The 22,791-nt window shown below is 31.9% G+C and carries 26 protein-coding genes and 1 tRNA gene; 12 read left to right on the forward strand and 15 right to left on the reverse strand.

Going from position 1 to position 22,791, the window contains the following annotated elements; genetic code table 11:
* Nucleotides 1-55: 55 nt before the first annotated feature.
* Entirely contained in the window at nt 56-874 is an 819-nt protein-coding gene (locus tag CCUN_RS02690; RefSeq protein WP_027306371.1) for a SurA N-terminal domain-containing protein, read from the forward strand.
* A gap of 217 nt (nt 875-1,091) precedes the next feature.
* Here CCUN_RS02690 and CCUN_RS02695 read toward each other — a convergent pair whose 3' ends face one another.
* Both CCUN_RS02695 and accB read right to left on the reverse strand, forming a co-directional pair.
* Nucleotides 1,092-2,423, reverse strand: a complete 1,332-nt coding sequence (locus CCUN_RS02695; RefSeq protein WP_027306370.1) for an acetyl-CoA carboxylase biotin carboxylase subunit — start codon at nt 2,421-2,423, stop codon at nt 1,092-1,094.
* A 1-nt stretch (nt 2,424) separates the two neighbouring features.
* Complete coding sequence (accB, locus tag CCUN_RS02700) at nt 2,425-2,880, reverse strand: acetyl-CoA carboxylase biotin carboxyl carrier protein (protein ID WP_027306369.1); 456 nt, start codon at nt 2,878-2,880, stop codon at nt 2,425-2,427.
* A 151-nt stretch (nt 2,881-3,031) separates the two neighbouring features.
* On the opposite strand from accB, the gene dcd reads away from it, so the two are divergent.
* Nucleotides 3,032-3,592, forward strand: coding sequence for a dCTP deaminase (gene dcd / locus CCUN_RS02705; protein ID WP_027306368.1), 561 nt, complete (start codon nt 3,032-3,034; stop codon nt 3,590-3,592).
* Nucleotides 3,593-4,093: 501 nt separating this feature from the next.
* Here the strand turns inward: dcd and CCUN_RS02710 are convergent.
* Nucleotides 4,094-4,169: transfer RNA gene (locus tag CCUN_RS02710), tRNA-Phe, on the reverse strand.
* Between the two features lie 135 nt (nt 4,170-4,304).
* Here CCUN_RS02710 and CCUN_RS02715 point away from each other — a divergent pair.
* Nucleotides 4,305-5,648, forward strand: a complete 1,344-nt coding sequence (locus CCUN_RS02715; RefSeq protein ID WP_027306367.1) for a TrkH family potassium uptake protein — start codon at nt 4,305-4,307, stop codon at nt 5,646-5,648.
* Nucleotides 5,645-6,295: a potassium channel family protein gene (locus CCUN_RS02720; protein ID WP_027306366.1), complete on the forward strand. Its 651-nt coding sequence runs from the start codon at nt 5,645-5,647 to the stop codon at nt 6,293-6,295. Before CCUN_RS02715 ends, CCUN_RS02720 begins: the two co-directional genes overlap by 4 nt.
* Here the strand turns inward: CCUN_RS02720 and CCUN_RS02725 are convergent.
* Genes CCUN_RS02725 through gap form a run of 5 tightly spaced genes read right to left on the reverse strand, consistent with a single transcriptional unit; the run spans nt 6,276 to nt 11,583 of the window.
* The gene (locus CCUN_RS02725; RefSeq protein ID WP_084483713.1) at nt 6,276-7,892 is read right to left on the reverse strand and encodes a hydrogenase small subunit; all 1,617 of its coding nucleotides are present in this window, start codon (nt 7,890-7,892) and stop codon (nt 6,276-6,278) included. The two genes, CCUN_RS02720 and CCUN_RS02725, sit on opposite strands and share 20 nt — an antisense overlap.
* Complete coding sequence (fabI, locus tag CCUN_RS02730; RefSeq protein WP_027306365.1) at nt 7,889-8,713, reverse strand: enoyl-ACP reductase FabI; 825 nt, start codon at nt 8,711-8,713, stop codon at nt 7,889-7,891. The genes CCUN_RS02725 and fabI overlap by 4 nt, the downstream gene beginning before the upstream one ends.
* A gap of 3 nt (nt 8,714-8,716) precedes the next feature.
* The gene (locus tag CCUN_RS02735; RefSeq protein ID WP_027306364.1) at nt 8,717-9,388 is read right to left on the reverse strand and encodes a triose-phosphate isomerase; all 672 of its coding nucleotides are present in this window, start codon (nt 9,386-9,388) and stop codon (nt 8,717-8,719) included.
* Nucleotides 9,385-10,584 carry a phosphoglycerate kinase gene (locus CCUN_RS02740; protein WP_027306363.1) on the reverse strand — a complete coding sequence of 400 codons (1,200 nt, stop codon included), beginning with the start codon at nt 10,582-10,584 and terminating at the stop codon, nt 9,385-9,387. The genes CCUN_RS02735 and CCUN_RS02740 overlap by 4 nt, the downstream gene beginning before the upstream one ends.
* Nucleotides 10,585-10,587: 3 nt before the next feature.
* Nucleotides 10,588-11,583 (reverse strand): type I glyceraldehyde-3-phosphate dehydrogenase, encoded by a 996-nt coding sequence (gene gap, locus CCUN_RS02745; protein WP_027306362.1) that lies wholly within the window; start codon nt 11,581-11,583, stop codon nt 10,588-10,590.
* Nucleotides 11,584-11,645: 62 nt separating this feature from the next.
* On the opposite strand from gap, the gene nadD reads away from it, so the two are divergent.
* The 4 genes from nadD (at nt 11,646) to CCUN_RS02765 (ending at nt 14,704) form a co-directional block, all read left to right on the forward strand.
* Nucleotides 11,646-12,185 (forward strand): nicotinate (nicotinamide) nucleotide adenylyltransferase, encoded by a 540-nt coding sequence (nadD, locus tag CCUN_RS02750; RefSeq protein ID WP_027306361.1) that lies wholly within the window; start codon nt 11,646-11,648, stop codon nt 12,183-12,185.
* Nucleotides 12,186-12,214: 29 nt separating this feature from the next.
* The gene (gene rsfS, locus CCUN_RS02755; RefSeq protein ID WP_027306360.1) at nt 12,215-12,553 is read left to right on the forward strand and encodes a ribosome silencing factor; all 339 of its coding nucleotides are present in this window, start codon (nt 12,215-12,217) and stop codon (nt 12,551-12,553) included.
* Between the two features lie 124 nt (nt 12,554-12,677).
* Nucleotides 12,678-13,391 (forward strand): gamma-glutamyl-gamma-aminobutyrate hydrolase family protein, encoded by a 714-nt coding sequence (locus CCUN_RS02760; RefSeq protein ID WP_051521746.1) that lies wholly within the window; start codon nt 12,678-12,680, stop codon nt 13,389-13,391.
* The gene (locus CCUN_RS02765; protein WP_027306358.1) at nt 13,388-14,704 is read left to right on the forward strand and encodes an APC family permease; all 1,317 of its coding nucleotides are present in this window, start codon (nt 13,388-13,390) and stop codon (nt 14,702-14,704) included. The genes CCUN_RS02760 and CCUN_RS02765 overlap by 4 nt, the downstream gene beginning before the upstream one ends.
* Before the next feature lie 13 nt (nt 14,705-14,717).
* Here CCUN_RS02765 and CCUN_RS02770 read toward each other — a convergent pair whose 3' ends face one another.
* Nucleotides 14,718-16,082, reverse strand: a complete 1,365-nt coding sequence (locus CCUN_RS02770) for a phosphomannomutase/phosphoglucomutase (protein ID WP_027306357.1) — start codon at nt 16,080-16,082, stop codon at nt 14,718-14,720.
* Nucleotides 16,083-16,179: 97 nt separating this feature from the next.
* Here CCUN_RS02770 and fliL point away from each other — a divergent pair, with 97 nt between their 5' ends.
* Both fliL and acpS read left to right on the forward strand, forming a co-directional pair.
* Complete coding sequence (gene fliL, locus CCUN_RS02775; RefSeq protein ID WP_027306356.1) at nt 16,180-16,719, forward strand: flagellar basal body-associated protein FliL; 540 nt, start codon at nt 16,180-16,182, stop codon at nt 16,717-16,719.
* Entirely contained in the window at nt 16,719-17,066 is a 348-nt protein-coding gene (acpS, locus tag CCUN_RS02780; protein ID WP_027306355.1) for a holo-ACP synthase, read from the forward strand. Before fliL ends, acpS begins: the two co-directional genes overlap by 1 nt.
* A gap of 287 nt (nt 17,067-17,353) precedes the next feature.
* Here the strand turns inward: acpS and CCUN_RS02785 are convergent, their stop codons facing one another.
* Genes CCUN_RS02785 through CCUN_RS10010 form a run of 3 tightly spaced genes read right to left on the reverse strand, consistent with a single transcriptional unit; the run spans nt 17,354 to nt 19,205 of the window.
* Nucleotides 17,354-18,217 (reverse strand): aminotransferase class IV, encoded by an 864-nt coding sequence (locus tag CCUN_RS02785; RefSeq protein WP_027306354.1) that lies wholly within the window; start codon nt 18,215-18,217, stop codon nt 17,354-17,356.
* A 3-nt stretch (nt 18,218-18,220) separates the two neighbouring features.
* Nucleotides 18,221-18,589: a glycosyl transferase family 90 gene (locus tag CCUN_RS10005; protein ID WP_244893541.1), complete on the reverse strand. Its 369-nt coding sequence runs from the start codon at nt 18,587-18,589 to the stop codon at nt 18,221-18,223.
* 49 nt (nt 18,590-18,638) lie between these two features.
* On the reverse strand, nt 18,639-19,205 hold the full coding sequence (locus CCUN_RS10010) for a hypothetical protein (RefSeq protein WP_240471211.1): 567 nt from the start codon (nt 19,203-19,205) through the stop codon (nt 18,639-18,641).
* Between the two features lie 91 nt (nt 19,206-19,296).
* On the opposite strand from CCUN_RS10010, the gene CCUN_RS02795 reads away from it, so the two are divergent.
* Both CCUN_RS02795 and CCUN_RS02800 read left to right on the forward strand, forming a co-directional pair.
* A complete protein-coding gene (locus CCUN_RS02795; RefSeq protein ID WP_027306353.1) occupies nt 19,297-19,791 on the forward strand; it encodes a hypothetical protein in 495 nt (164 codons plus the stop codon).
* 50 nt (nt 19,792-19,841) lie between these two features.
* Nucleotides 19,842-20,570 carry an amino acid ABC transporter ATP-binding protein gene (locus CCUN_RS02800; protein ID WP_027306352.1) on the forward strand — a complete coding sequence of 243 codons (729 nt, stop codon included), beginning with the start codon at nt 19,842-19,844 and terminating at the stop codon, nt 20,568-20,570.
* On the opposite strand, the gene CCUN_RS02805 is transcribed toward CCUN_RS02800, so the two are convergent.
* The 3 genes from CCUN_RS02805 to CCUN_RS02815 are packed head-to-tail and all read right to left on the reverse strand — an operon-like array spanning nt 20,567 to nt 22,770.
* Entirely contained in the window at nt 20,567-21,226 is a 660-nt protein-coding gene (locus tag CCUN_RS02805; RefSeq protein WP_027306351.1) for an amino acid ABC transporter permease, read from the reverse strand. The two genes, CCUN_RS02800 and CCUN_RS02805, sit on opposite strands and share 4 nt — an antisense overlap.
* 11 nt (nt 21,227-21,237) lie before the next feature.
* Entirely contained in the window at nt 21,238-21,987 is a 750-nt protein-coding gene (locus CCUN_RS02810; RefSeq protein WP_027306350.1) for an amino acid ABC transporter permease, read from the reverse strand.
* A 3-nt stretch (nt 21,988-21,990) separates the two neighbouring features.
* Complete coding sequence (locus CCUN_RS02815) at nt 21,991-22,770, reverse strand: transporter substrate-binding domain-containing protein (RefSeq protein WP_027306349.1); 780 nt, start codon at nt 22,768-22,770, stop codon at nt 21,991-21,993.
* Nucleotides 22,771-22,791: the final 21 nt, after the last annotated feature.

Raw genomic sequence — 22,791 nt, forward strand, 5'->3', positions numbered from 1 at the left:
TTCTTAAATTTTAATCGGTATAATGCTATATTTATACTTAAATAAAGGTTTAATTATGAAAAAATTTTGGATATTTTTATTTTTTTGTGCGAATTTGGCGAATGCAACCCTCACAAATTCTATAGCTGTTGTGGTGAATAAAGAACCTATAACAAGCTATGACATACAGCAAACAATGAAAATTTTAAATCTTTCAAGAGAACAAGCTTTAAATGTGCTTATCAATGAAAAGATTGAAATTTCACAAATAAAACAATTTGAAATTTCTGTTAATGACCTTGAAGTTGATGAAGGCATTAAAAAAATGATGGCTCAAGGAGGAATGAGTTTAGAGCAATTTCGTGCAAATTTAAAGGCTAAGGGACAAAGTTATGAGAGTTTTCGTGCAAATTTTAGAAAAGATTTGGAAAAAAGAAAGCTCTATGAAAAGATTGCAAATTCTAACAAAACAGATTTTAGCGAAGATGGTGCAAAAAAATTTTTCGAGCAAAATAGAAATAAATTTGTATTTTATGCAAATATCAATGTCAATATTTATAGCTCACAAGATGCAAAAATTTTAGAAAATTTAAAAAATACTAAGCATACAAAACTGAAAGCCCATAATGTTAATTTAAATCCAAATAACGCTGACCCAAGACTTTTAGCACTTTTATCTCAAATTGAAATCGGTGATTTTTCTCCGGTTTTAAACTCAAGAGATGGTTATGAACTCTATGAAGTTAAAAGCAAGAGCAATCAACAAAATGTAGAATATGAGCAAATCAAAAACGAAGTGCTAAACGCTTATATCAATGAACAAAGGCAAAATTATATACAGGATTATTTTGAAAAACTTCGCTCGAAAGTTAGCATTGAATATTTGGATCGTTAATTGAAATTTAGTCTTTATTTTAATTTTTAGCATAAGATAAAAATATTATGAAAATTTGAATTTGCTTTAAAATTATCTAAAGCTAATATATGCGTAAAAATTTTAAAAAAATAATGTTTTTTATAGTTTTGATTTGAGTGAAATTTTATTTCTAAAAGAAGTTAATATTTTTTGCTTAAGCGACAATTTAATCCTAATGATTCATTAGGATTAAAAATTAATGTCTTGCAAGGTAATTTGTATCAAAATTATTGCTTATAAAATCCGGATTTTCCATCATTGCTAAATGAAAATCCTTTGTTGTTTTAATCCCATGAATCACCAATTCATCTAAAGCCACTTTCATCTTAGCAATAGCCCTATGTCTGTCTTCAGCCCAAACGACAAGTTTTCCTATCATCGAATCATAATAAGGAGGCACACTATAATCTTGATAACAATGGCTTTCCATTCTCACATTGCGTCCTGCTGGAGGAATGTATTTGATAATTTTTCCCGGACTTGGCAAAAAAGTTTTTGGATCTTCAGCTGTAATTCTACATTCTATAGAATGTCCATTAAGTTTAATGTTCTCTTGAGGAGGTAAGGCATATCCTTCAGCAACTTTTATCATCTGTTCGATAATATCAATCCCGCTCACCATCTCACTCACACAATGCTCCACTTGCAAACGTGTATTCATTTCTATAAAATAAAAATCTAAATTTTTATCCACCAAAAATTCAAAAGTACCTGCTCCTTCGTATCCTATGGCTTTAGCAGCCTTTATGGCTGTTTGGTGTAAATTTTTTCTTGTTTTTTCATCAAGCAAGATAGCCGGACTTTCTTCGATGAGTTTTTGATGCCTCCTTTGCATAGAGCAATCCCTTTCACCAATATGAATCACATTTCCAAAACTATCGCCTATAATTTGCACTTCAATATGACGAGGATTTTGTATGTATTTTTCCATATACAAAGTCCCATCACCAAAGGCTGTCATGGCTTCACTTTCAGCTGACCAATACGCTTTTTCTAAGTCTTTTTCTCCTTCAACCACACGCATACCGCGTCCGCCACCACCAGCAGCAGCCTTTAAAATTATAGGATAACCTATCTCTTTAGCAAGTTTTTTAGCTGCTTCAATACCTTTTAAGGCCCCATCACTTCCGGGTATAACCGGAACGCCTGCTCTTTGCATAACCTGTTTTGCCTTGCTTTTATCACTCATCAAAACCATAGCTTCTACAGATGGACCTATGAATTTGATATTATGTTTGGCACAAATCTCAACGAAATTTTGATTTTCACTCAAAAAGCCATATCCCGGAAAAATTGCGTCCGCTTCAGCAATCTCCGTAGCACTGATAACTGCTGGGATATTAAGATAACTTTCAGAGCTTCTTGCTTTGCCAATGCAAATACTTGCGTCAGCGTATTTTAAATAGAGTGCATCTTTATCAGCTTCAGAATACACGCAAATTGCCTTTTTTCCCATTTCTTTAATGGTTCTTAAGGCACGTAGAGCAATTTCTCCACGATTTGCAATTAAAATACTTTTGATTTCCATATTAAAGCTTCTCCACTACAAATAAAGGCATACCAAATTCAACAGGCTGTCCGTCAGCCACCAATACTTCGATAATGCGACAATTAAATTCTGCTTCAATTTCATTCATAATCTTCATCGCTTCAATAATGGCAATCACATCACCTTTTTTCACCATAGAACCTACTTTGACAAAAGGAGTAGCACCCGGACTTGGAGCCTGATAAAAAGTCCCTACCATAGGGCTATTAATGCTTGGATTATTCGAATGTGCTAAAGCGTTATGTTGAGCCTCATTGACAACATTCACATTGATAGGCTGTGGAGTAGCAGCTGGAGGACATACGGGATTTTCTAAGTGAGGATATATATCCTTTTCAAGTTCAATTTCAAAGCCATTTTCATCTTTAATTTTGATTTTACTAATATTCGTTTCAGCAAATAAATTGACTAAATCTTTAATCTCTTCTTTTGTCATAAAACTTCTCCTAATTTTAAAACTCAATTTATTATTATATAGAAAAACCTAAAATTTAACTTTAAAATCTAAAAATTTTAAGTCAAAATTCATAAATCTTATTAAAATTTTTTAGTTATAATTCTTATAGAATGTTTAAAAAAGGTAAATCATGGGACTTAAAGCGGATCATTGGATAAGAAAAATGGCAAAAGAATTTAAGATGATAGAACCCTTTTGTGAAGCAAATGTTGGAAAAGGGGTTGTGAGTTATGGAGTTTCAAGCTATGGTTATGATATAAGAGTGGGTAGGGAATTTAAAATTTTTACTAATGTTAATTCAACCGTTGTTGATCCAAAAAATTTTGTTGAGGAAAATGTGGTTGATTTTGTTGGTGATATTTGCATAGTGCCTGCAAATTCTTTTGCTTTAGCAAGAACGATAGAGTATTTTAGAATGCCTGATGATGTTTTAGCTATTTGTCTTGGAAAAAGCACCTATGCAAGATGTGGGATTATCGTTAATGTTACTCCATTTGAGCCGGGTTTTGAGGGACATATTACCATAGAAATTTCAAACACCACTCCCTTACCAGCCAAAATTTATGCCAATGAAGGTATAGCACAGGTATTGTTTTTACAAGGTGATGAGCCTTGCGATACAACCTATAGAGATAAAAAAGGTAAATATCAAGCCCAAACAGGCATCACTTTACCAAGAATTCTCAAATAAACACTTGCTTTGAATGTAGAATTTTATTTTGAAAAATTCAACAATCTTAAGTCTATGCAAAGAATTATTTTTAACTTTCATACTTATAATCTTAAAATATAAGAATTCTTATATTATGAGAGTGAGCTTTAAAATTGATTTAAATTTAAAATTTCTTAATTTGCTATGAAACAATACAATTGATTAATATTTTAAAAAATTTTTTGTATCATGTGTATTTGATATAAATAAAAAAAAATTAAATTTAAAAAAAGATTTTATCTCTTAATAAAAATTTATTTCATTGTAAAAAGCTTAGTTTCTTTATTTTTATAGCAATTCAATTCATATTTTTTTAAAATTGAATTCTTTGTATTTCAATATTTAAAACTAATTTATTTTTTATAAAATCAAATGCTAATCCATTATTAAGGATTTAAATTTTAAAGATTATTTAAAAAAGTGATTTAAATCAAAAGATTAAAAAATATCTCAATAAAATTTGTTTTACCAGCTTTAAAATGGTGGTTAGAGGCAGAATCGAACTGCCGACACGCAGATTTTCAGTCTGCTGCTCTACCGACTGAGCTATCCAACCATATAAATTTAATTGCAAGTTGTGATTATATCTTATTTAAATTTAATATAACTTTAAATCAAACAAAAATTTATTTGCATTAAAGTTTTATTGAGATAGAATTATTTTGTATTATCAAAAAATGTTGAGGAAATTTTGAAACAATTTGGATTTGACAGACGCACTCTTAAAATCTTGCTAAGTGGTTATATTATCATTGCTTTGGCAGGTTCTTTATTATTATCTTTAGATTTTGCCCATACTAAGCCCCTTAGTTTTTTAGATGCCTTTTTTACAAGTGCATCAGCAGTGAGTATGACGGGACTTATTGTTAAAAATACTGCAAGTGATTTTACTCTGTATGGACAAATTATCATCTTGATTCTTGTGCAAATTGGTGGGCTTGGATATATGGGTATAGGGCTTTTTATCTATATATTAATTCGTAAAAAAGTCGGTTTTAGTGGTAAAAATTTACTTAAAGAATCTCTAGTTCATTCATCAATGGACGGCTTATTTAGTTTTTTCAAAAAACTTTTGCTTTTTATTGTCATCATCGAATTCATTGGGACCATTTTATTTTTTTTGCGATTTGCTTTAGAAATGGACTTTGGAAAGGCTCTTTGGTTTGGTTTTTTTCACTCTGTCAGTGCCTTTAATAATTCAGGTTTTTATATACTTGAAGATGGGCTATTAAAATACAGACACGATATTGCCATCAATCTTATTTTTACAAGCTTAGTAATCATTGGTGGGCTTGGATATTTTGTTATTGTTGAATTATATTTCTTCCAAAGAAAGCGATTACAAAATCTTAGTTTGCATACTAAAATTGTCGTTTTTTCAACTCTTTTTTTTATTGTTTTTTCTACTTTAATGATGTTTATTTTAGAATATTCAAATCCAAACAGCATTGGAAATTTCTCTTTTTTTGATAAACTTCTCTCTTCTTATTTTACTGCTGTAAATTTTAGGACTTCAGGGTTTAACACTTTAGATGTTTATTATTTTAAAGATGCAAGTTTGTTTTTTGGTTCCTTGTTTATGGTTATAGGTGGAGCACCCGGAGGAACAGCTGGAGGAATGAAAGTAACAACGGTTGTCGTGCTCGTGCTCTATGCTTATTGGTCTGTAAGAAATGGAAGAGTAAGAATTTTTGGTTATGAAATTCCACAAGAAACTATTAATAAAGCCTTTGTCATCGGTGTAGGCTCGGCAATTTATATAGTCATTTGCACCATACTTCTTTCTTTGCTTGAATCAGAAATTCGATTCATTGCACTTTTATTTGAAACCTCATCAGCTTTTGCAACGGTGGGTTTTTCAGTCGGAGATGGAGGCTCACTTTCTCTTTGTGCGAAATTTAACCCTGTGAGCAAAATTATTGTTATTATTATGATGTTAAGTGGAAGAATAGGTGTTTTTGCATTCTTTATTTCTATTTTCAGTCAAGATAAGGCTATACATATTAAATACCCGAAAGGACGCGTCAATCTATGAAAAATGAAACTTATGGGATTATAGGATTAGGAAAATTTGGTTCGGTTGTAGCAGACGAGCTTCTTGCTTCTGGATATACCGTCATTGTTGCAGATAAAAACGAAGAGGCTTTAAAAAACACTCAACATTCTCCAAGTTATGCTTATATTTTAGATTCTACTAATACCGCAGCCTTAAAAGAAGCAGGTTTTCACGATATAGGGGTTGTTATTATAAGTATAGGTGAAAGTGTTGAAAAAAGCATACTCACTCTTATGGCACTTAAGGATATTGGAGCAAAAAATATTGTCGCTAAAGCCACTTCAAACATTCATGGACAAATTCTTTCAAAACTTGGAGCCACAAAAGTGATTTATCCTGAAAAAGAAAGTGCTAAAAGATTGGTTAAAGATTTTCTTGTTAAATCTGTTAATTTTGAGGTTTTTGAGCTTTCTGCAAATACAATTCGTGCTATAAAACTCAATATAGACGATAAACTTGCTGGAAATAGTCTTAAACAAATTGCTCAAAATATGCACATCATTGCTTATAAAAAATTAAATGGTGATTGGGAAATTTTGCCTGATTTAGAAACCATTATAGTGTATTCGGGTGATTGCGTTATCTTGCTTGGAACGGGCAAAGAGCTTAAAGATTTTCAGTATTAAAAATACTTTTTAATTCTTCATAGTTTCCAAATTCAAAAGCATAGCTTTGATTTAAATTTTGACTTAGAAATTTCAAAGCCTTGCTTAAATTTTTACCCAAATTATTCATTAAAGAAAAAGCAATGGCTTGAGAATCTAATCCACCGCAAAGATAGATTAAAGGCATACGAAAGCTTTTAGAAACATCGATTTTTACTTCATTTTCACTTAAATTTAATTTAATATCCATAGGACTAGCATGCTTAAATTTATAAACCTTAGCTAAGGCTAAAAATTCTTTAATATCTTTTAAAACTTCGCCTTGAGTTAAAATATAAAATGAATTAAAAAGCGTGTATAAATCACTGCAAATTACAGAATTATCATCAAAATAAGTTTGGATAAAGTCATAATTTTTTGTAAATTCTTTTTGATAATTTTGCACCAAAGAAGCACCAAGTTTATTTTTAGCAATATTTTGCAAAATAAGCTTAAGATTGCTTTCAAAATCAAAATTTAAAAAATTGCAAAGCTCATTTTGAGTGTTTTTATAAAGAATTTGCATTGATTCAAAATTTAAGATTATATCTTTATCATCTTTTTGAGTTTTAACACGAAATTTAAACCCTTCAAATGAAAAATTTTTATAGGCAAAAGCATTAATCATAGGTTTTTCATAACTTCCAAAATCGTCCCAAAAATCCTTCTCACTACAAGCAATACAACCATGTCCAGCAGCAACAGGCCAAGAGGTTTTGGAGTTAAATTTTACCTTAGGACAATTATTATAAGTGTAAGGTCCCTTGCAACCCACCTTAAATAAACAAGCTCCATTTTTAGCCAAATCATCACCAAATTCTTGAGCAAAAATTCCGCTTTCAAATCGAGCTTTCCTTTCACACATATCGTGCAAACACTTGCCATAAGCCCATATAGGACGATTTTGCTCATCACATTGAGGTAAAATTTTAAAAAGTGCATAAAAAAACAAGTTCCCTATGATATTAATATCACTTGGAGGACAGCCCGGAATATTAACAACCTTTTGCATTAAAACTTCTGAAATTGCAAGACTTTTACTTGGATTTGGTTGTGCTGCTTGAATTCCACCATAACTTGAACAAGTTCCAACAGCAAATATAGCTTGAGCCTTTGAAGCAATTTTTTGCAAAAGTTCAAAGCCATTGCAAGCCTTAGCTCCTAAAGTTAAAAAATAAGTATCAATAGCACCAACTGCCCCTTCAACAACCAAAATAAAATCTTTTTCCAAAACAGAATCTAAAAGCTCTTCAGAATAAAATCCATCTGCTGCCATTAAAGTTTCGTGATATTCTAAAGAAAAAAGGTCAAAAATCAATTCATCAAAACTCGGATTTACACTTCTTAAAAAACTTTCTGTGCAACCTGTGCATTCACAAAGATGAAGCCATACTATCTTGGTTTTAGGAGCGATTTCTAAAAGCTCTTGAGCTAAGACTAAAAGTTCATTAGGCAAAGAAAGGTATTTAAAGATATTTTTAAGGCTTTCTTCACGTATATGTTTTTTATCTTTAAGAGTCGTATTTCTTAACTCTTCGAGCTGTTTTATAAGCAAAGTTTCAAAATCTTGAATTTTCATTTATTTTTATTATCCCAGCAAAGTATGGTATTTCCTTCATCATCAAGCTCCACATCGCCCATACCCATGATATTATAACCTGAATCGACATAGTGAATTTCTCCTGTAACCCCTCTTGCTAAATCACTTAAAAGATACATTGCAGAATTTCCTACATCTTCTATGCTCACATTGCGTTTGAGTGGTGCATTGATTTCATTGTATTTTAAAATCATTCTAAAATCTCCTATTCCACTTGCTGCTAAGGTTTTAATCGGTCCTGCAGAAATAGCATTGACACGTATTCCTCTTAATCCCAAATCTCTCGCCAAATAACGCACAGAACTCTCTAATGCTGCTTTTGCAACACCCATAACATTATAATGCGGGACATATTTCACTCCACCCAAATAGCTTAGAGTTAAAATCGAAGCATTATCTTTTAATACGGGCAAGAGCGAACGTGTGAGAGAAAGCAAAGAATACACCGAAGTTTGCATTGCTACATCAAAAGCTTCTTTTGAAGTTTGCAAGAAAGAATTTTCCAGTGCTTCTTTAGGAGCATAAGCAACCGCATGGACGACAAAATCAAGAGCGGTTAAATCTTTTTGAATCTTTTGTGGAATTTGATTTAAATGCTCTTCATTATTCACATCAAGCTCATATACAAAATTTGACCCTAATTCAGCAGCGATAGGTTCAACTCTTTTTTTAAGAGCCTCATTTAAAAAAGTAAAAGCAAGTTTTGCACCTTGTGAAGCACACGCTTTAGCTATGCCATAAGCTATGGATTTATTATTTGCTACTCCTACGATAAGACCTTTTTTACCTTCCATTAACATATTTTATCCTTTAATCAATTTTATAAAATTTTCTATTTTTAAAGCTGCAGAACCGATTAAAACACCGCTACAATGCTTTATCGTTTGAATTTCTTTGATATTGTTTTCATTCACAGAACCTCCATATAAAAGTTTTGCCTTTGTTAAAACACTTAGAGTTTCTAAAATATCACTAATATCTTCTTTATCCGCACTGATACCTGTTCCTATAGAATAAATAGGTTCATAGGCTATGATAAGTTTTTCATAATTTAAGTCTATAGCTTCGAGTTGTTTTTTTAGAAAATCTTTTGAATTTCCTAAATTTTTGGTTTTTAAATCCTCTCCTATACAAAAAAAGATGGTATAATTTTGCTCTTTTGCAAAATCAAATTTAGCCTTAATCAAAGCTTCATTATCTAAAATTCTTCTTTCAGAATGTCCTATGAGCACACATTTTATACCAAATTCGTCCAAATGCTCTTTACCGATTTCTCCTGTAAAGGCTCCCTTAAAACAAGGGTAAAAATTTTGAGTCCCTTGAGTGAATTTTAAATCTTCTTTTAAAAAAGCCACATTTGGTGGAAAAACGAAAATTTCCTCATCTTTATTTTTAAGAGCCTTGTTTAAAGCATCTGCATAGGATTTAAAACTTTCTCTTGTATGATTGCATTTTAAATTTGCTGCAAAAATCATTCATTGACCTTCATTCTTAATGGTTTAACGCCCGGAAGCTCTTTTCCCTCGATAAGTTCAAGCGAGGCTCCCCCACCTGTGGAGATGAAAGTAATCTCATCTGCATCTCCAGCCCTTGCAACCACATCAGCTGTATCCCCGCCTCCAACGACGGTTGTAGCATAACTCTCGGCGATATAATGACTCATTTTAATGCTTCCCTTGCTGAATTTATCAATCTCAAAAACACCCATAGGACCATTCCACCATATGGTTTGTGCGTCTGAAATTGCCTCTCTAAAAAGTCTTACACTTGCTGGACCAATATCAAGCCCCATCCAACCACTTGGAATTTCTTGAGAAGGCACAAATTTAACCACCGCATCACTTGAGCAAGAAGCCGCAGCAACCACATCTACGGGTAAATAAATCTTCACACCTAAATTTTTTCCTTTAACTAAAATTTTATTTGCTTCCTCTAAAAGCTCTTCCTCTAAAAGCGAATTCCCTATATCATAGCCCAAAGCTTTAAGAAAAGTAAATGCCATACCTCCGCCGATGATGAGTTTATCTACTTTTGGAAGTAAATTTGTAAGAGCTTGAAGTTTGCCACTCACTTTAGAACCTCCTACAACTGCTACAAAGGGTCTTGTAGGGTGTTTAATCAAATTATTTGCAAAGCTAATTTCTTTTTGAAGTAAAAATCCTGCACATTTAATCTTAAAAAATTTTGTTATAGCCTCTACACTTGCATGGGCTCTATGACACACACCAAAGGCATCATTGATATAAATTTCAGCCATTGATGCAAGTTCTTTAGCAAGATTTTCATCGTTTTTGGTTTCACCTTTTTCAAAACGTAAATTTTCAAGCATTAAAATTTCACCTGCTTTTAAATTTAAAGCCTTCCTTTTTGCATCTTCACCCACAACATCTTTTGCCATAATCACTTCTTTACTCATCAATCTTGCAAGTCTTTTGGCTGCAGGTTCAAGGGAGTATTTGGAATTAAATTCTTTAGGTCGTCCTAAATGAGAAGCCAAAATCACGCTACAACCATTATCCAAACAATACCTTATCGTAGGAATCACCGAGCGAATGCGTCTGTCATCGGTGATGTTTAAAAAATCATCTTGTGGGACATTGAAATCACAACGAATGAAAACTTTTTTATTAGCTAAATCTATATCTTTAATCGAAATAATATCACTACTCATCGCTTAAGCCTTCATAATATAAACTGCCATATCGACTAAACGAGAAGAATAACCCCATTCATTATCATACCAAGCAATCACTTTAATCAAATCATCACAAATGACTTGAGTTAAATCGCTTGCTACAATGGCTCCATAGGGACAAGTGATAAAATCACTTGAAACTCTCTCCTCATCATCAACAAGTAAAATGCCTTTTAAATCGCCTTGAGCCGCCTTTCTAAAAGCGTCATTAATCTCATCTTTACTCACTTTTTTTTCAAGTTGAGCAGTTAAATCCACGCTTGAAACATCAATAACCGGAACTCTCATACTTTGTCCGTGAAGTTTTCCGTTAAGCTCTGGCATTACAAGTTTCATAGCTTTTGCTGCACCGGTTGAAGTTGGGATAATATTTTGTGCAGCCGCACGACTTCTTCTTTTGTCTCTAGCCTTTGAATCAATGATACTTTGCCCATTTGTATAGGCGTGAATGGTTGTCATTAAGCCTTTTTTAATCCCAAAATTATCTTGCAAAACACGACACACAGGACCTAAGCAATTTGTAGTGCAGCTCGCATTTGAAATCATTCTTTCGCCTTTATAAAACTTAGAATTAACACCTAAAACATAAGTTGGAGTATCATCTTTTGCAGGAGCACTCATAATCAATTTTTCAATTCCTTTGTCTAAAAAAATTTGACATTTTTCTTGAGTCAAATTTGCTCCCGTGCATTCTAATACAATTTGTGCTCCATATTTTGCAAAATCAAGCTCTTTTGCCTCACGCGTTTTAAAAACTTTGATTGTTTGATTATTGATTATCAATTCTCCATCTTTAGCTTTAACTTCTCCTTTAAATTCACCATGAACTGAATCATATTTAAAAAGATATTCCATAAGCTCTATTTCACTCGTATCATTAATCGCAACAAGTTCTACATCATCTCTTTGAGAGATGATTCTTGCTACACACCTTCCAATGCGTCCAAAACCATTTATAGCAATTTTTATAGCCATTTAATTTCCTTTTTCGAAATAAAATGTTAATATTCTACAAAAAAAAGGTTTAAAAAAATTTAATGAAAATCGCACTTTTTGGTGGTAGTTTTGACCCACCACATAATGGACACAATGCTATTGTTAAAGAGGCTTTAAATACGCTTGATATTGATAAACTCATTATTATGCCAACTTTTATCAGCCCTTTTAAAGAAAAAGTAAGTGCCGATGCAGAGCAAAGGCTTAAATGGGTGAAAAAACTTTGGGGACATTTAAAAAAAGTAGAAATTTCAAACTATGAAATCAAGCAAATGCGTCCTGTTCCGAGCATTGAAAGTGTTGAATATTTAAATAAAATTTACAAAACTAAAAAATTTTATTTACTCATAGGGGCTGATCATTTAAATTCTCTCCATCTTTGGCATGATTTTGAAAAACTCTCTCATTTGGTTGAATTTGTAGTAGCCAAACGCGACGATATAGAAATTCCAAAGCAATTTAAAGACCTTGATACAAAGGTAAAAATTTCTTCTTCTTTTATTCGTGAAACTTTAGATACTCATGAAATTTGTGAGGAAATTAAAGATGAGGTTAAAAAATATTATTTACAAAAACATTGATATAATTTCAAAAAATTTCAAGGATAAAAATGCAAAAAAGAATCGCTTCAATCGTTAAAATTTTAGATGAAAAAAAGGCAGAAGACATTAAAGTTGTGGATATGAGTGAAGAAGAATATTTTGTTAGCTTTGTCATCATTTGCACAAGTTTGGGACAAAAACATACTTTAGCTTTGATTGATGAATTGCAAACAAAACTTAAAAATGAGGAATTTTTACACATAGAAAGCGGAGAGGAATGGAGTGTGCTTGATTTAGCAGATATTATGATTCATATTTTTGATGAAAATTTAAGAAAAATTTATCAAATTGAGAATTTACTTGATGAACTTAAAAAAGGAAAATTCAATCCTTCTAAAACATTATAATTTTAAGTTAAAATTTACATTTTTTTCTTATAATCGTTTTCAAACTTTGAAAATAAGAGTTTGATTTTTTAGTATGGTCTATTTGAAGGACTTTTACTTGACTTTAACCTGAAAGGCAAGTTTGATGATTATCGCAATTTCTTCAAGTTCAATGAAAATAAAAACAAATATTTTTCCTGATAAATTTTATCTTAATGCTGATTATGTAAAAAGCTTACTTGCTTTAAAGCAAGATTTAGGTGTGATGATGATTCCCTATTGCAATAAACAAAATGCAAAAGAGCTGTTAAAACGAAGTGATGGTTTGATTTTAAGCGGTGGTTTTGATATTAGCCCTTGTATTTATGGAGAAAAACCTAAAAAACTTTTGGGAAAAACTTGTAAAAAAAGGGATATTTTTGAGCTTGATTTGCTCGAATGTGCTTTGGAGATTGGATTAAATGTGTTTGGAATTTGTCGCGGTATGCAATTGATTAATGTCTTTTTTGGTGGTCATTTGTATCAAGATCTTTCTTATATGAAAACGGAGCAAAATCACATCCAAAAAGAAAAACCTTCAAAGGCAAGTCATAGGGTAAAAATTATCGAAAATTCCTTTCTTAGTGCATTTTTACCGAAGAATATTTGGGTGAATTCTTTTCATCATCAAGCCATCAGTTCTCTTGGTGAAAATTTAAAAATTTGTGCAAAAAATAAAAAAATAATCGAAGGTATAGAATTAAAAGAAAGTAAAAATTTGGTTTTTGGAGTCCAGTGGCATCCTGAAGTGATGAAAGATCAATACTCTAAGCTTATTTTTGAAAAATTCTTAGAAAATTGTTGCAGGAATGAAAAATGAATTCAAAATTAGGTTTTTTTAGCGTTGTTTTATTAGGGTTTAATGCTATTGTTGGCACCGGAATTTTTTTATTGCCAAATAAAATCGTAGCTCTTGTGGGTCCTTTTGCCCTTGTAGTGGTTATTTTTGTCGCTGTGCTTGTGTTTTTAATCGCTCTTTGTTTTGCGGAAGTTTCAGCTAAATTTGAAAGAAATGGCGGAGCCTATGTGTATGCAAGAGAGGCTTTTGGAGAATTCGTAGGCTTTGAAGTCGGTTTTATGAAATACGCAATAGCCATCATTGCATGGGCAACTATGATTACGGGATTTAGCGAAGCTTTTGGTTCTTTCGTTTTTGGTATCAATGCCGATATTCCAACGCATTTTAAAGCCTTTACAGCTGTGTTTTTAATCCTCTTGCTCACAGCAATGAATTTAGCAGGAATAGGATTTTCAAAGATTTTTAATAACACCGCCACTCTAGTCAAATTCACTCCGCTTGTATGTTTTATTTTGATTTGTCTTTGGTATGTTCGTGCTGAAAATTTTACCCCTTTCATTGCTCTTGGCACTGATGATAAAGGTGAAATTCTTCCTTTTTGGGACGCTTTTGGTATGGCAGCTTTGATTATATTTTATGCTTTTACGGGTTTTGAAAGCTTAGCAATTGCAGCAGAGGATTATAAAAATCCTAAAAAAGATTTACCAAAGGCTTTGATTTTAGTCATGTTAGGAATTTGTGTGTTTTATCTTTTGATTATCGGCGTATCCATTGGAATTTTAGGGCTTGACTTAGCAAAAAGCAATGCACCCATAGCCGCTGCTTTCAATGTTGTTTTTAATGGAATAGGAGCCTTTATCGTCCAAATTGCAACTTTAATTTCAATCGCAGGCATATCCATAGCAAGCTCAATCCTCACTCCACGCGTAGGACAAGCCATCGCACAAGATAGACTTATACCAAATTTCATTGCTTATAAAAATAAAAAAGGAACTCCCGTTTATGCAATTTTAATCACAGGAATCATCACCCTTGCCCTTGCACTTTATGGCACACTTATAGGCTCTTTTGCAATCTTAGCTGCAATTAGTGTCATTTCAAGATTCATTCAATATGTCCCAACTTGTCTTGCTGTAATCGCACTAAGAAAACGTAAAAACCTGCCTCAATCTCCTTTCAAACTCCCTTTTATAGTCCCCATTTTAGCTGTTTTAATCAGCTTTTGGTTGCTTTTTAATGCTCCGCTTTCAGACATCATCATAGGACTTGGAGGGCTTGTAATCGGCGCTGTGTTTTATATCTTTGCTAAGATAAAAAATAAAAATCAAATTTAACTCAAAAAGCTATTTAAATTCCCGCTCGAATTTTTTCAAAAAGCTCTAGTACTTGTGTTTTGATTTTTTGAGCTTCTTTTTCACTCCTTGCTTCAAAACGTGTGATGAGATAAGCACTTGTATTTGATGCCCTCAAAAGAGCCCAACCTTCTTCAAATTTTATCCTCACTCCGTCAATTTCACAAAGCTCTTTCACTCCATTTAATTGTCCATTTTTAACGGCATTTTTAAATTTTTCAACAAGAATGAATTTTTGCTCTTCTTTTGCTGGAATTTTAAGTTCTGGTGTTGTGTAAAGTTGCGGTAAAGCTCTGATGGAATCTTCTAAATCATAGCCCTTAAAAATAAGCTCTAAAGCCCTTAAAAAAGCATAAATTCCATCATCATAACCAAAATAACGATGCTTAAAAAAGATGTGTCCGCTCACTTCAGCGGCTAAGTCGATTCTTTTTTCTTTCATCATTTTTTTGATATTAGAATGTCCTGTTTTTCCCATAAAAATTGTTCCAAATTTTTCAACAGCGTCAAATAAATTTTGAGAAGATTTCACTTCTGCTAAAATTCTAGGATTTGGAATGTCTTTGGCAAAAAGATAGCAAAGCTCATCTCCGCAAAAGATATGATTTCGCGTTAAAGCTACCATTCTATCGGCATCTCCATCAAAGGCAAAAGCGAATTTAAATTGCGAATTTTGTTTTAAAAGCTCTTGTGCGGCTCTTAAATTTTTCTCTTCAGTAGGGTCAGGTGCGTGATTTGGAAATTGCCCATCAGGCTTAGAAAATAAAATACGAGCCTTTAAATTTAGAGCCTTTATCAAAGGTTCTATCACAACTCCGGCGGTACCATTGCCACAATCAATGATAAATTCATAATCAAAGCCCTTAAGATTTTTAAATTGCTCTTTCATAAATTCTATATAAAGACTTAAAATATCATAATTTTCAGCCTCTAAATTCTCTTCAATCTCATCATCTAAATGTTTATAAACTTCTTTAGAAAATTCTTTGAGTTCTTTTCCAAAGAAACTTTCCTTATGTATGGTTATTTTAAAACCATTATATTCTTTTGGATTGTGCGAACCTGTTATCATAATATTTGCATCGAATTTCATTCCTTCATAGAGACTAAAATATCCCAGAGGAGTTGGGATAAGTCCTAAATTATAAACCTTAATCCCCGCTTTGTTTAAACCACTCACAAGATAAGAAAAAAGCTCGCCAGCACTGCATCTTGCATCATAGCCAACGCTGACGTTTTTGCATTTTTTTTCAAGCATTTTAAGACCTAAACAAAAACCGATAGCCTTTGCACTGCTTCGATTGAGTTCTTGACCATAAATTCCTCTAATATCATATTCTCTAAAAATCACATCCAGCATTAATTTTCCTTAAAAAATTCATTTGAAAATACAAGATTAAAAATTTTCTGCTATAATTTTACATTAAAATCATAAATATAAATCTTAAGGAAATCATATGGCAGAAGAAGAAGTAGAAAACGAAGAGGGTGGAAAAAAGAAAAAAAGCGGTATGCTTGTCATTATCATTGTCATTGTGTTATTTGTTTTACTTCTTAGCATAATGGGAGTGATTGCTTGGCTTTTAAGCTCATCTTCACAAGATGAAAGCGAGGTTAAAGAGGCACCGCAAGAAGAAGTTAAAGGCAAAGCAAAAGCTCAATCTCCCAATCAAAGGGGAAGCGATTTTGCAAATATAGGTCCTATGTATCCTCTTGATCCTTTTACACTCAATTTACTTAGCGATACAGGCTCAAGATATGTCAAATGCACGATAGAATTAGAGCAAAATACAGACCTCTTAACAACAGAGCTTGATAAAAAAGTTGCAATCATTCGCGATATAATCATTCGCACTCTTACAGCTAAGACCTTTGAGGAAATAAGCACAGCTAAGGGTAAGGAGAGATTAAAAGATGAACTTGTCGGTAAAATCAATGAAGTACTCACCGATGGTTTTATCAAAAATGTTTATTTTACAGATTTTGTCGTTTCTTAATGAAAATAGGCTGTGATCTTGTCAGTATCGCTAGAATTGAAAAAATTTATCAAAAACATGGGGAAAAATTTTTAGATAAATTTTTAGACACAGACGAGCAAAAACTTTTTAAAACAAGTTCAAGTCTTGCGGGACTTTGGGCAGCTAAAGAAGCAGCAAGTAAAGCTTTGGGCGTTGGAATCTCTTTAGAATGCAGTTTTTTTGATATAAAAATTTCAAAAGACTCTAAAAACGCTCCAAAGCTTGATTTTTCGCAAAAAATTCTAAAAAATTTTAAGGTCCAAACCGCTTCATTGAGTATTTCTCATGATTTTGGCTTTGCTATGGCTGTGGTGATTGTGGGATAAATAAAAAAATCATTTTTATGAAATTAAAATAAATCAAATTTAAGATAATATTCTTATCAATTGATGTGATATTTAAAATAAAATTTTTACCAAAGATAAAGATTCATCAATACTTAAAAGCAAATTTTATCTTTTGAAAGACAAATACTAAATGTCTTCACATCTTGCTTTTTATGGTTTTAGTTGATTTAAATTTCTAAAGTTTAAACTTATTTTGCAAAAAAATTTCGATACAAATTTAAAAGCCACTCAATCAAAAGCCATTAATATTAAATTTCATTTAATCTTTAACTTTCAGCCTCTTTCATAATTTTTTCTATATATTTTTGACGCAATTTTGGCACAAATTCTCCGATTTTTCCACCATTTATAAGTTTATCATCTGCCTTAATCACAGGTAAAATCAAAAATGTCGCTGCTGAAATAAAGACCTCATCAGCTGCATAAACCTCACTCATACTAAAAGCTCTCTCATTAATCTTTAAGCCAAGCTCTTTAGCAAAAGAAAGGATATTTTTACGACGAATTCCACTTAAAATTTCATTAGAAAGAGGTTTAGTGATAAGAGTTTTATCTTTAATGATAAAAGCGGACGCACTTGAACCCTCATTAACCTTACCATTTTCTATCATAAAAGCTTCATCCGCCTTAGCTTTATAGGCTAAATTTTTAGCATAACATTGTGCTAAAAGCGAGGTGGATTTAATGTCGCGTCTTTTCCAACGCAAATCACTCACACTTATGATTTTTATCCCTTTATCTTTAAATTCGTTTTCAAGAACCTTACATTCAAAAACAAAAGCCATAATTGTAGGTTTTAATCCCTTAACAAAAGCAAATTCTCTAGACGCAACACCTCTTGTAACCTGTATATAAACTCCACCCTCTTTAAGGGAATTTTTTAAAATCAATTCTTTTAAAATGCTTTCAAATTCACTTTTTTCATAAGGAAATTCAAGCTCTATGGCTTTTAAACTGCGTAAAAATCTCTCCCAAAATTCCTCCCTATCGACTAAATTTGACTTGATGATAGGCACAACTTCATAAATTCCATCTCCAAAGATAAATCCTCTATCAAAAACGCTAATCTTTGCCTCATTTTTGTCCAAAAATTCACCATTTAAAAAAATAATTTGTTTTTCTTTCATCATTGTTTATCCTTTAATCAAATTAAGAATTTCTTTAGGACAATCCATTTGTTTTGAAGTGTAGAAATATTTTGCCAAAACTAAAATTCCTATATGAAATTCTTTTCTTTTATCCAAAAATTGCTCGATGTAAGAATGAGCATTGTCAATAAGCTCTTGTGCTTCTTTGAGATGAGTCATATAATATTCGATTTTTGACTCCAAATTCTGCTCATCAATTAAAACAAAATGTTCATCCGGTTTGAGCTGTCCTTCCATAAACCAAGTTTCACACCTCATCTTAGGAGCTAAAACCAAAGAATTTGAAAACATAGCCCATATTAAATTACTTGCAAAGGAATTTCCCTCCAAAGAAACAATAAATTTATATCGCATTTGCTCTTTTTTACTTAAAAAATTCTTTCTAAAATTCTTAATTTCAGGCTTACCCCCCCCCATTTCCCATTACATGAGCAAAATCACAATATTTTGACCCAGAATAAATTTGCAAAAATTTCTTTCTATGCTCTTGATAGCTCGCTCCTCTAAAAACAGCTAAATCTTTTTTATCTTCAAAATTTTGAGTGTCATGCAAAAAAATAAAATGCCTATGGGTATCAAGCTTTAAGATAATGCCATTTTCATCTCCTATAAGTCTGTCCTTACAAATGCTTGGTTCGTTGAGTTTATAAGAAATATCAGCATAATTTTTTATGATTAAAAAATCATCATTAAAATACTTTGTAATTTTATAGGCATCAAAGGCTTTTGAAGTTTTTTTGAAGGGAAATTGACCTAATTTTTCTTTATCCTTTGAGTGCAATAAAATTTCACTAAAATCTTGATTGATTTGATGATAATAATTCACGCGAAAGCAGATTTGCTCTAAAATTTCATCTTTGTATCTTAAAATTTCTTTAAAAATATTAGGGAGTTTTCTTTGAAAAAAGATTCTTGGAATAAAGGCTGTGCTAATACCCTTTAAATTCATCACAAACCGAGAATCAGCCATTTAAACTCCTTAAAAATTTTTATCGCAGTTATGATTATATTGTAAATTTTATGATAAAATCATAAAATTTAAAACAAAAAACAGGAATAAAATGAAAAAATTCAAACAATTTAGTCTTAATTTTCTCTTTAAAATTTCAGAACAGCCTGTGCTCTTAAGAGACTTGCTTGAGGCAAATGCACTTTTTAATGAAGGAATGCTCGTTGATCCTGCAAAACTTAATTATAAATTTAAAACTTTGAATTCTTATATTTATTATGGAATTTTATGCTCTCTTGTCCTCTTGCCTTTGCTTTTGATTACGCATTATTTTTTTACACTTTTGGACTTTCATGTCAGCATTATCAGTGCGGTTTTGGTTACGGCTTTGGTTTTTATTTTTTATGATATTTTTAGAATTTATATGCGAAAAATGATTTCTAAAAAACTCATTCAAAAAGCTTGGGAGATTCATTTTCCTTGTTTTATTTATGAAAAATACTCTAAAATCGTTGAAGAAATATATAAACAAGCCCTAAAAGATGAGATTCCACGCACTTCACTTGAAAAATATGTTTTGGAAAAAATTGTAGAAAAATCAGTTTGATTTTCGAAAATTAAAAATTTTAGAAAAAGCTATCATTCAAAAGGTTGAAAATGTTAAAAATCGAGAATCTTAACAAAAAATTCAAAAAAGAACAAGTTTTAAAAAATATCCATCTTGAAGTGAAAACTAACGAAATTATCGCTATCATAGGACCTAGCGGAGCGGGTAAAAGCACTTTTTTAAGGACTATAAATTTGCTTGAAATTCCTGATACCGGTAGAATCAGTATCGATGAGTTAAAATTAGATTTTGCAAATTTTAGCAAGGATGAAGCCTTTAAACTTAGAAAGAAAAGTGCTATGGTTTTTCAAAATTTCAATCTTTTCATCAATAAAAATATCTTAGAAAATATCACAGAAGCCTTAATTGTTGTCTATAAAATGCCTAAAAATAGAGCAAAAGAAATAGCTTACGAAAGGCTTAAAAGTGTGAATTTAGAGGCTAAAGCCTTAAATTATCCCTATGAATTAAGCGGAGGACAACAGCAAAGAGTTGCTATAGCTCGAGCCTTAGCCTTAAATCCTTCAGTCATGCTTTTTGATGAACCAACCTCTGCACTTGATTTAGAACTCGTTGCAGAAGTTTTAGAAGTGATTAAAAATATAAAAGATAAAACGATGATTATCGTAACTCATGAGCTTAATTTTGCTAAAAATCTTGCTGATAAAATCATATTTATGGCAAATGGAGAGATTTTAGAGCAAGGAGAAGCAAAACATTTTTTCAACAATCCCTCTCATACAAGAGTCAAAAACTTTTTAGAAAAATTGCATATTTAAACCACATAGGCAGTTTTTTTCGCATAATATCTCACAAGCATAGAAAGAGAAAAACAAATCACAAAATAAATTCCAGCCACCAAAGCAATCATCACTAAAATTTCTTCAAAAGATTTGAGTTGAGCTAAAAGAATTTTGGATTGATAAGTAAGCTCTGCAATTTGAAGTCCAGCTAAAAATGAAGTGTCTTTAATCGTCGTAATGATTTGAGAAAGCAAAGCAGGAATGGCTCTTCTAAAGGTTTGAGGTAAAATGATATAAAACAGTGTAAAAAATTTACTAAAACCTTGAGAATACGCTGCTTCAAATTGTCCCTTAGGAATGGAATTTAAACTTCCACGAATGATTTCAGCCATAACCGAACTTGTATATAAAGAAAAGCCTATAGTCCCCCAAAAAGCTTGAGAAAATTGCCCAAAAAACACAGGCAAAACAAAACAGGCTGCAAGCATCCAAAGCAAAAGCGGAGTATTTCTAAAAATATCCACATAAGCACTTGCTAAAAAACGACTGATTCTACCACCAAAATTTCTAGTAATTGCTAAAAAAGTTCCAAAAATCATAGAAATGATACAAGTTGCTAAGGCAATTTTAAGAGTTAAGATTAAACCCAGCAATAAAAAATCTAAATTTTGAGCATTAAAAACATTTTGCATTCATCAATCCTTTATCTTGTTGTGGCAAGTTTGAGCTTGTCTTCATAAGCCTTTGCAAAATATGCTAAAGGATAACAAATGATAAAATACAAAATTGCTACAAAAATATAAGCGGGTGCATAATTTCCAAAATCAGAAGCATAGCTATCTGCGACGGACATAAGCTCTGTTCCCGCAACAATCAAAAGCACTGAAGTGTTTTTGATTAAATTTGCAACTTGATTGCTCATCGGAGGTAAGATATTTTTAATGGTTTGTGGGATAATGATATATCTCATTTGCTGGATATAAGTAAAACCTTGAGAAGCAGAAGCCTCAAACTGCCCCCTATCCACAGCCAAAATTCCTCCTCGCACCACTTCGCTCACATAAGCACCATGATAAGCTCCAACACCTAAAACTCCAATAGTAAAAACATCAAGGTTGATTCCTAAATGGGGCAAACCAAAATATAAAAAGAAAATTTGTATCACCAAAGGAGTGTTTTGAAAAATTTCAACATAAATTCGCGTGTAGGCTTTGATGATTTTACTTTTACTTGTAGCCATTATCCCGCCTATTGTGCCAAAAATTATAGCTATGGCTAAGGCTAGGGCACTCACCTCTAAAGTATAAAGAAAACCTTGCAAAAATTCATCACTATGCTCTAAGGTATCTAAAAATTTCCAAAGTGCAAAGGGGCTTACGCTATTTTCATCATAAAGCCCCAAATGGATGAAAAATTCTCGCAATTTTTCAACAAAACCTACACTTTCATTCATATCTTACAAACCCCAATTCTTTGCTAAATTTTCTATGGCATTTCTGTTTGTTTTTACAAATTCATCAATGTATTTTGCAAATTTCTCATCTCCTTTTTTGCTTACAATACCATATTCTTGCGGAGCAAAAGAATCAGCTAAAATTTCACTCTTGTCATCAACATAACCTAAAAGTATAGATTTATCTACAGAAAAAGCATCAACTCTTTTAGAATCTAAAGCCGCTTTTATACTAGGATAATCTGGAAACTCGCTAAATTTAACTTTTATATTTAATTTTTTTGCCTCCTCATCAATAATCTTTTTAGTCGTTGCAGCCTGTGCTACACCTATGGTTGCACCTTGCATATCTGCTAAAGATTTATAATTTTTTTCTTTAAGCACAAGCAAACCAACAGAATCTTGATAATAAGGTTCAGAAAAATTATAAATTCTCTTTCTTTCCGGAGTGATGGTAAAAGTCGCTATCACCACATCAACCGTGCCATTGTCAAGCAAGGGTCCCCTTGTTTTAGCATTGACCGGAACAAGTTTGATTTTATTTTCATCGCCTAAAATGCTTTTAGCAAGCAATTTAGCAATATCGACTTCAAAACCCTTAATCTCACCTGTGGCTTGGTCTAACAAAGCATAGTGCGGAATATCATTTTTCACACCTACAACAAGAGTGCCTTTACTTTTAAGCTCATCAAGTTTTGAATCAGCTCCAAAAGCACTTGAGAGCATTACACTTGCACCCAAAGCTAGTGCAAATATTTTTAATAAACCTTTTTTTAAAAACATTTTTTCTCCTTTAAAATTAAA

The organism is Campylobacter cuniculorum DSM 23162 = LMG 24588 (genome assembly GCF_002104335.1).
GTDB lineage: Bacteria > Campylobacterota > Campylobacteria > Campylobacterales > Campylobacteraceae > Campylobacter_D > Campylobacter_D cuniculorum.

Bases quoted from the DNA above. Each gene is read 5' to 3' on its own strand.
- CCUN_RS02690 (WP_027306371.1), top strand. From the start codon at position 56: ATGAAAAAATTTTGGATATTTTTATTTTTTTGTGCGAATTTGGCGAAT.
- CCUN_RS02695 (WP_027306370.1), bottom strand. From the start codon at position 2,423: ATGGAAATCAAAAGTATTTTAATTGCAAATCGTGGAGAAATTGCTCTA.
- accB (WP_027306369.1), bottom strand. From the start codon at position 2,880: ATGACAAAAGAAGAGATTAAAGATTTAGTCAATTTATTTGCTGAAACG.
- dcd (WP_027306368.1), top strand. From the start codon at position 3,032: ATGGGACTTAAAGCGGATCATTGGATAAGAAAAATGGCAAAAGAATTT.
- CCUN_RS02720 (WP_027306366.1), top strand. From the start codon at position 5,645: ATGAAAAATGAAACTTATGGGATTATAGGATTAGGAAAATTTGGTTCG.
- CCUN_RS02725 (WP_084483713.1), bottom strand. From the start codon at position 7,892: ATGAAAATTCAAGATTTTGAAACTTTGCTTATAAAACAGCTCGAAGAG.
- fabI (WP_027306365.1), bottom strand. From the start codon at position 8,713: ATGTTAATGGAAGGTAAAAAAGGTCTTATCGTAGGAGTAGCAAATAAT.
- CCUN_RS02735 (WP_027306364.1), bottom strand. From the start codon at position 9,388: ATGATTTTTGCAGCAAATTTAAAATGCAATCATACAAGAGAAAGTTTT.
- CCUN_RS02740 (WP_027306363.1), bottom strand. From the start codon at position 10,584: ATGAGTAGTGATATTATTTCGATTAAAGATATAGATTTAGCTAATAAA.
- gap (WP_027306362.1), bottom strand. From the start codon at position 11,583: ATGGCTATAAAAATTGCTATAAATGGTTTTGGACGCATTGGAAGGTGT.
- nadD (WP_027306361.1), top strand. From the start codon at position 11,646: ATGAAAATCGCACTTTTTGGTGGTAGTTTTGACCCACCACATAATGGA.
- rsfS (WP_027306360.1), top strand. From the start codon at position 12,215: ATGCAAAAAAGAATCGCTTCAATCGTTAAAATTTTAGATGAAAAAAAG.
- CCUN_RS02760 (WP_051521746.1), top strand. From the start codon at position 12,678: ATGATTATCGCAATTTCTTCAAGTTCAATGAAAATAAAAACAAATATT.
- CCUN_RS02765 (WP_027306358.1), top strand. From the start codon at position 13,388: ATGAATTCAAAATTAGGTTTTTTTAGCGTTGTTTTATTAGGGTTTAAT.
- CCUN_RS02770 (WP_027306357.1), bottom strand. From the start codon at position 16,082: ATGCTGGATGTGATTTTTAGAGAATATGATATTAGAGGAATTTATGGT.
- fliL (WP_027306356.1), top strand. From the start codon at position 16,180: ATGGCAGAAGAAGAAGTAGAAAACGAAGAGGGTGGAAAAAAGAAAAAA.
- acpS (WP_027306355.1), top strand. From the start codon at position 16,719: ATGAAAATAGGCTGTGATCTTGTCAGTATCGCTAGAATTGAAAAAATT.
- CCUN_RS02785 (WP_027306354.1), bottom strand. From the start codon at position 18,217: ATGATGAAAGAAAAACAAATTATTTTTTTAAATGGTGAATTTTTGGAC.
- CCUN_RS10005 (WP_244893541.1), bottom strand. From the start codon at position 18,589: ATGCGATATAAATTTATTGTTTCTTTGGAGGGAAATTCCTTTGCAAGT.
- CCUN_RS10010 (WP_240471211.1), bottom strand. From the start codon at position 19,205: ATGGCTGATTCTCGGTTTGTGATGAATTTAAAGGGTATTAGCACAGCC.
- CCUN_RS02795 (WP_027306353.1), top strand. From the start codon at position 19,297: ATGAAAAAATTCAAACAATTTAGTCTTAATTTTCTCTTTAAAATTTCA.
- CCUN_RS02800 (WP_027306352.1), top strand. From the start codon at position 19,842: ATGTTAAAAATCGAGAATCTTAACAAAAAATTCAAAAAAGAACAAGTT.
- CCUN_RS02805 (WP_027306351.1), bottom strand. From the start codon at position 21,226: ATGCAAAATGTTTTTAATGCTCAAAATTTAGATTTTTTATTGCTGGGT.
- CCUN_RS02810 (WP_027306350.1), bottom strand. From the start codon at position 21,987: ATGAATGAAAGTGTAGGTTTTGTTGAAAAATTGCGAGAATTTTTCATC.
- CCUN_RS02815 (WP_027306349.1), bottom strand. From the start codon at position 22,770: ATGTTTTTAAAAAAAGGTTTATTAAAAATATTTGCACTAGCTTTGGGT.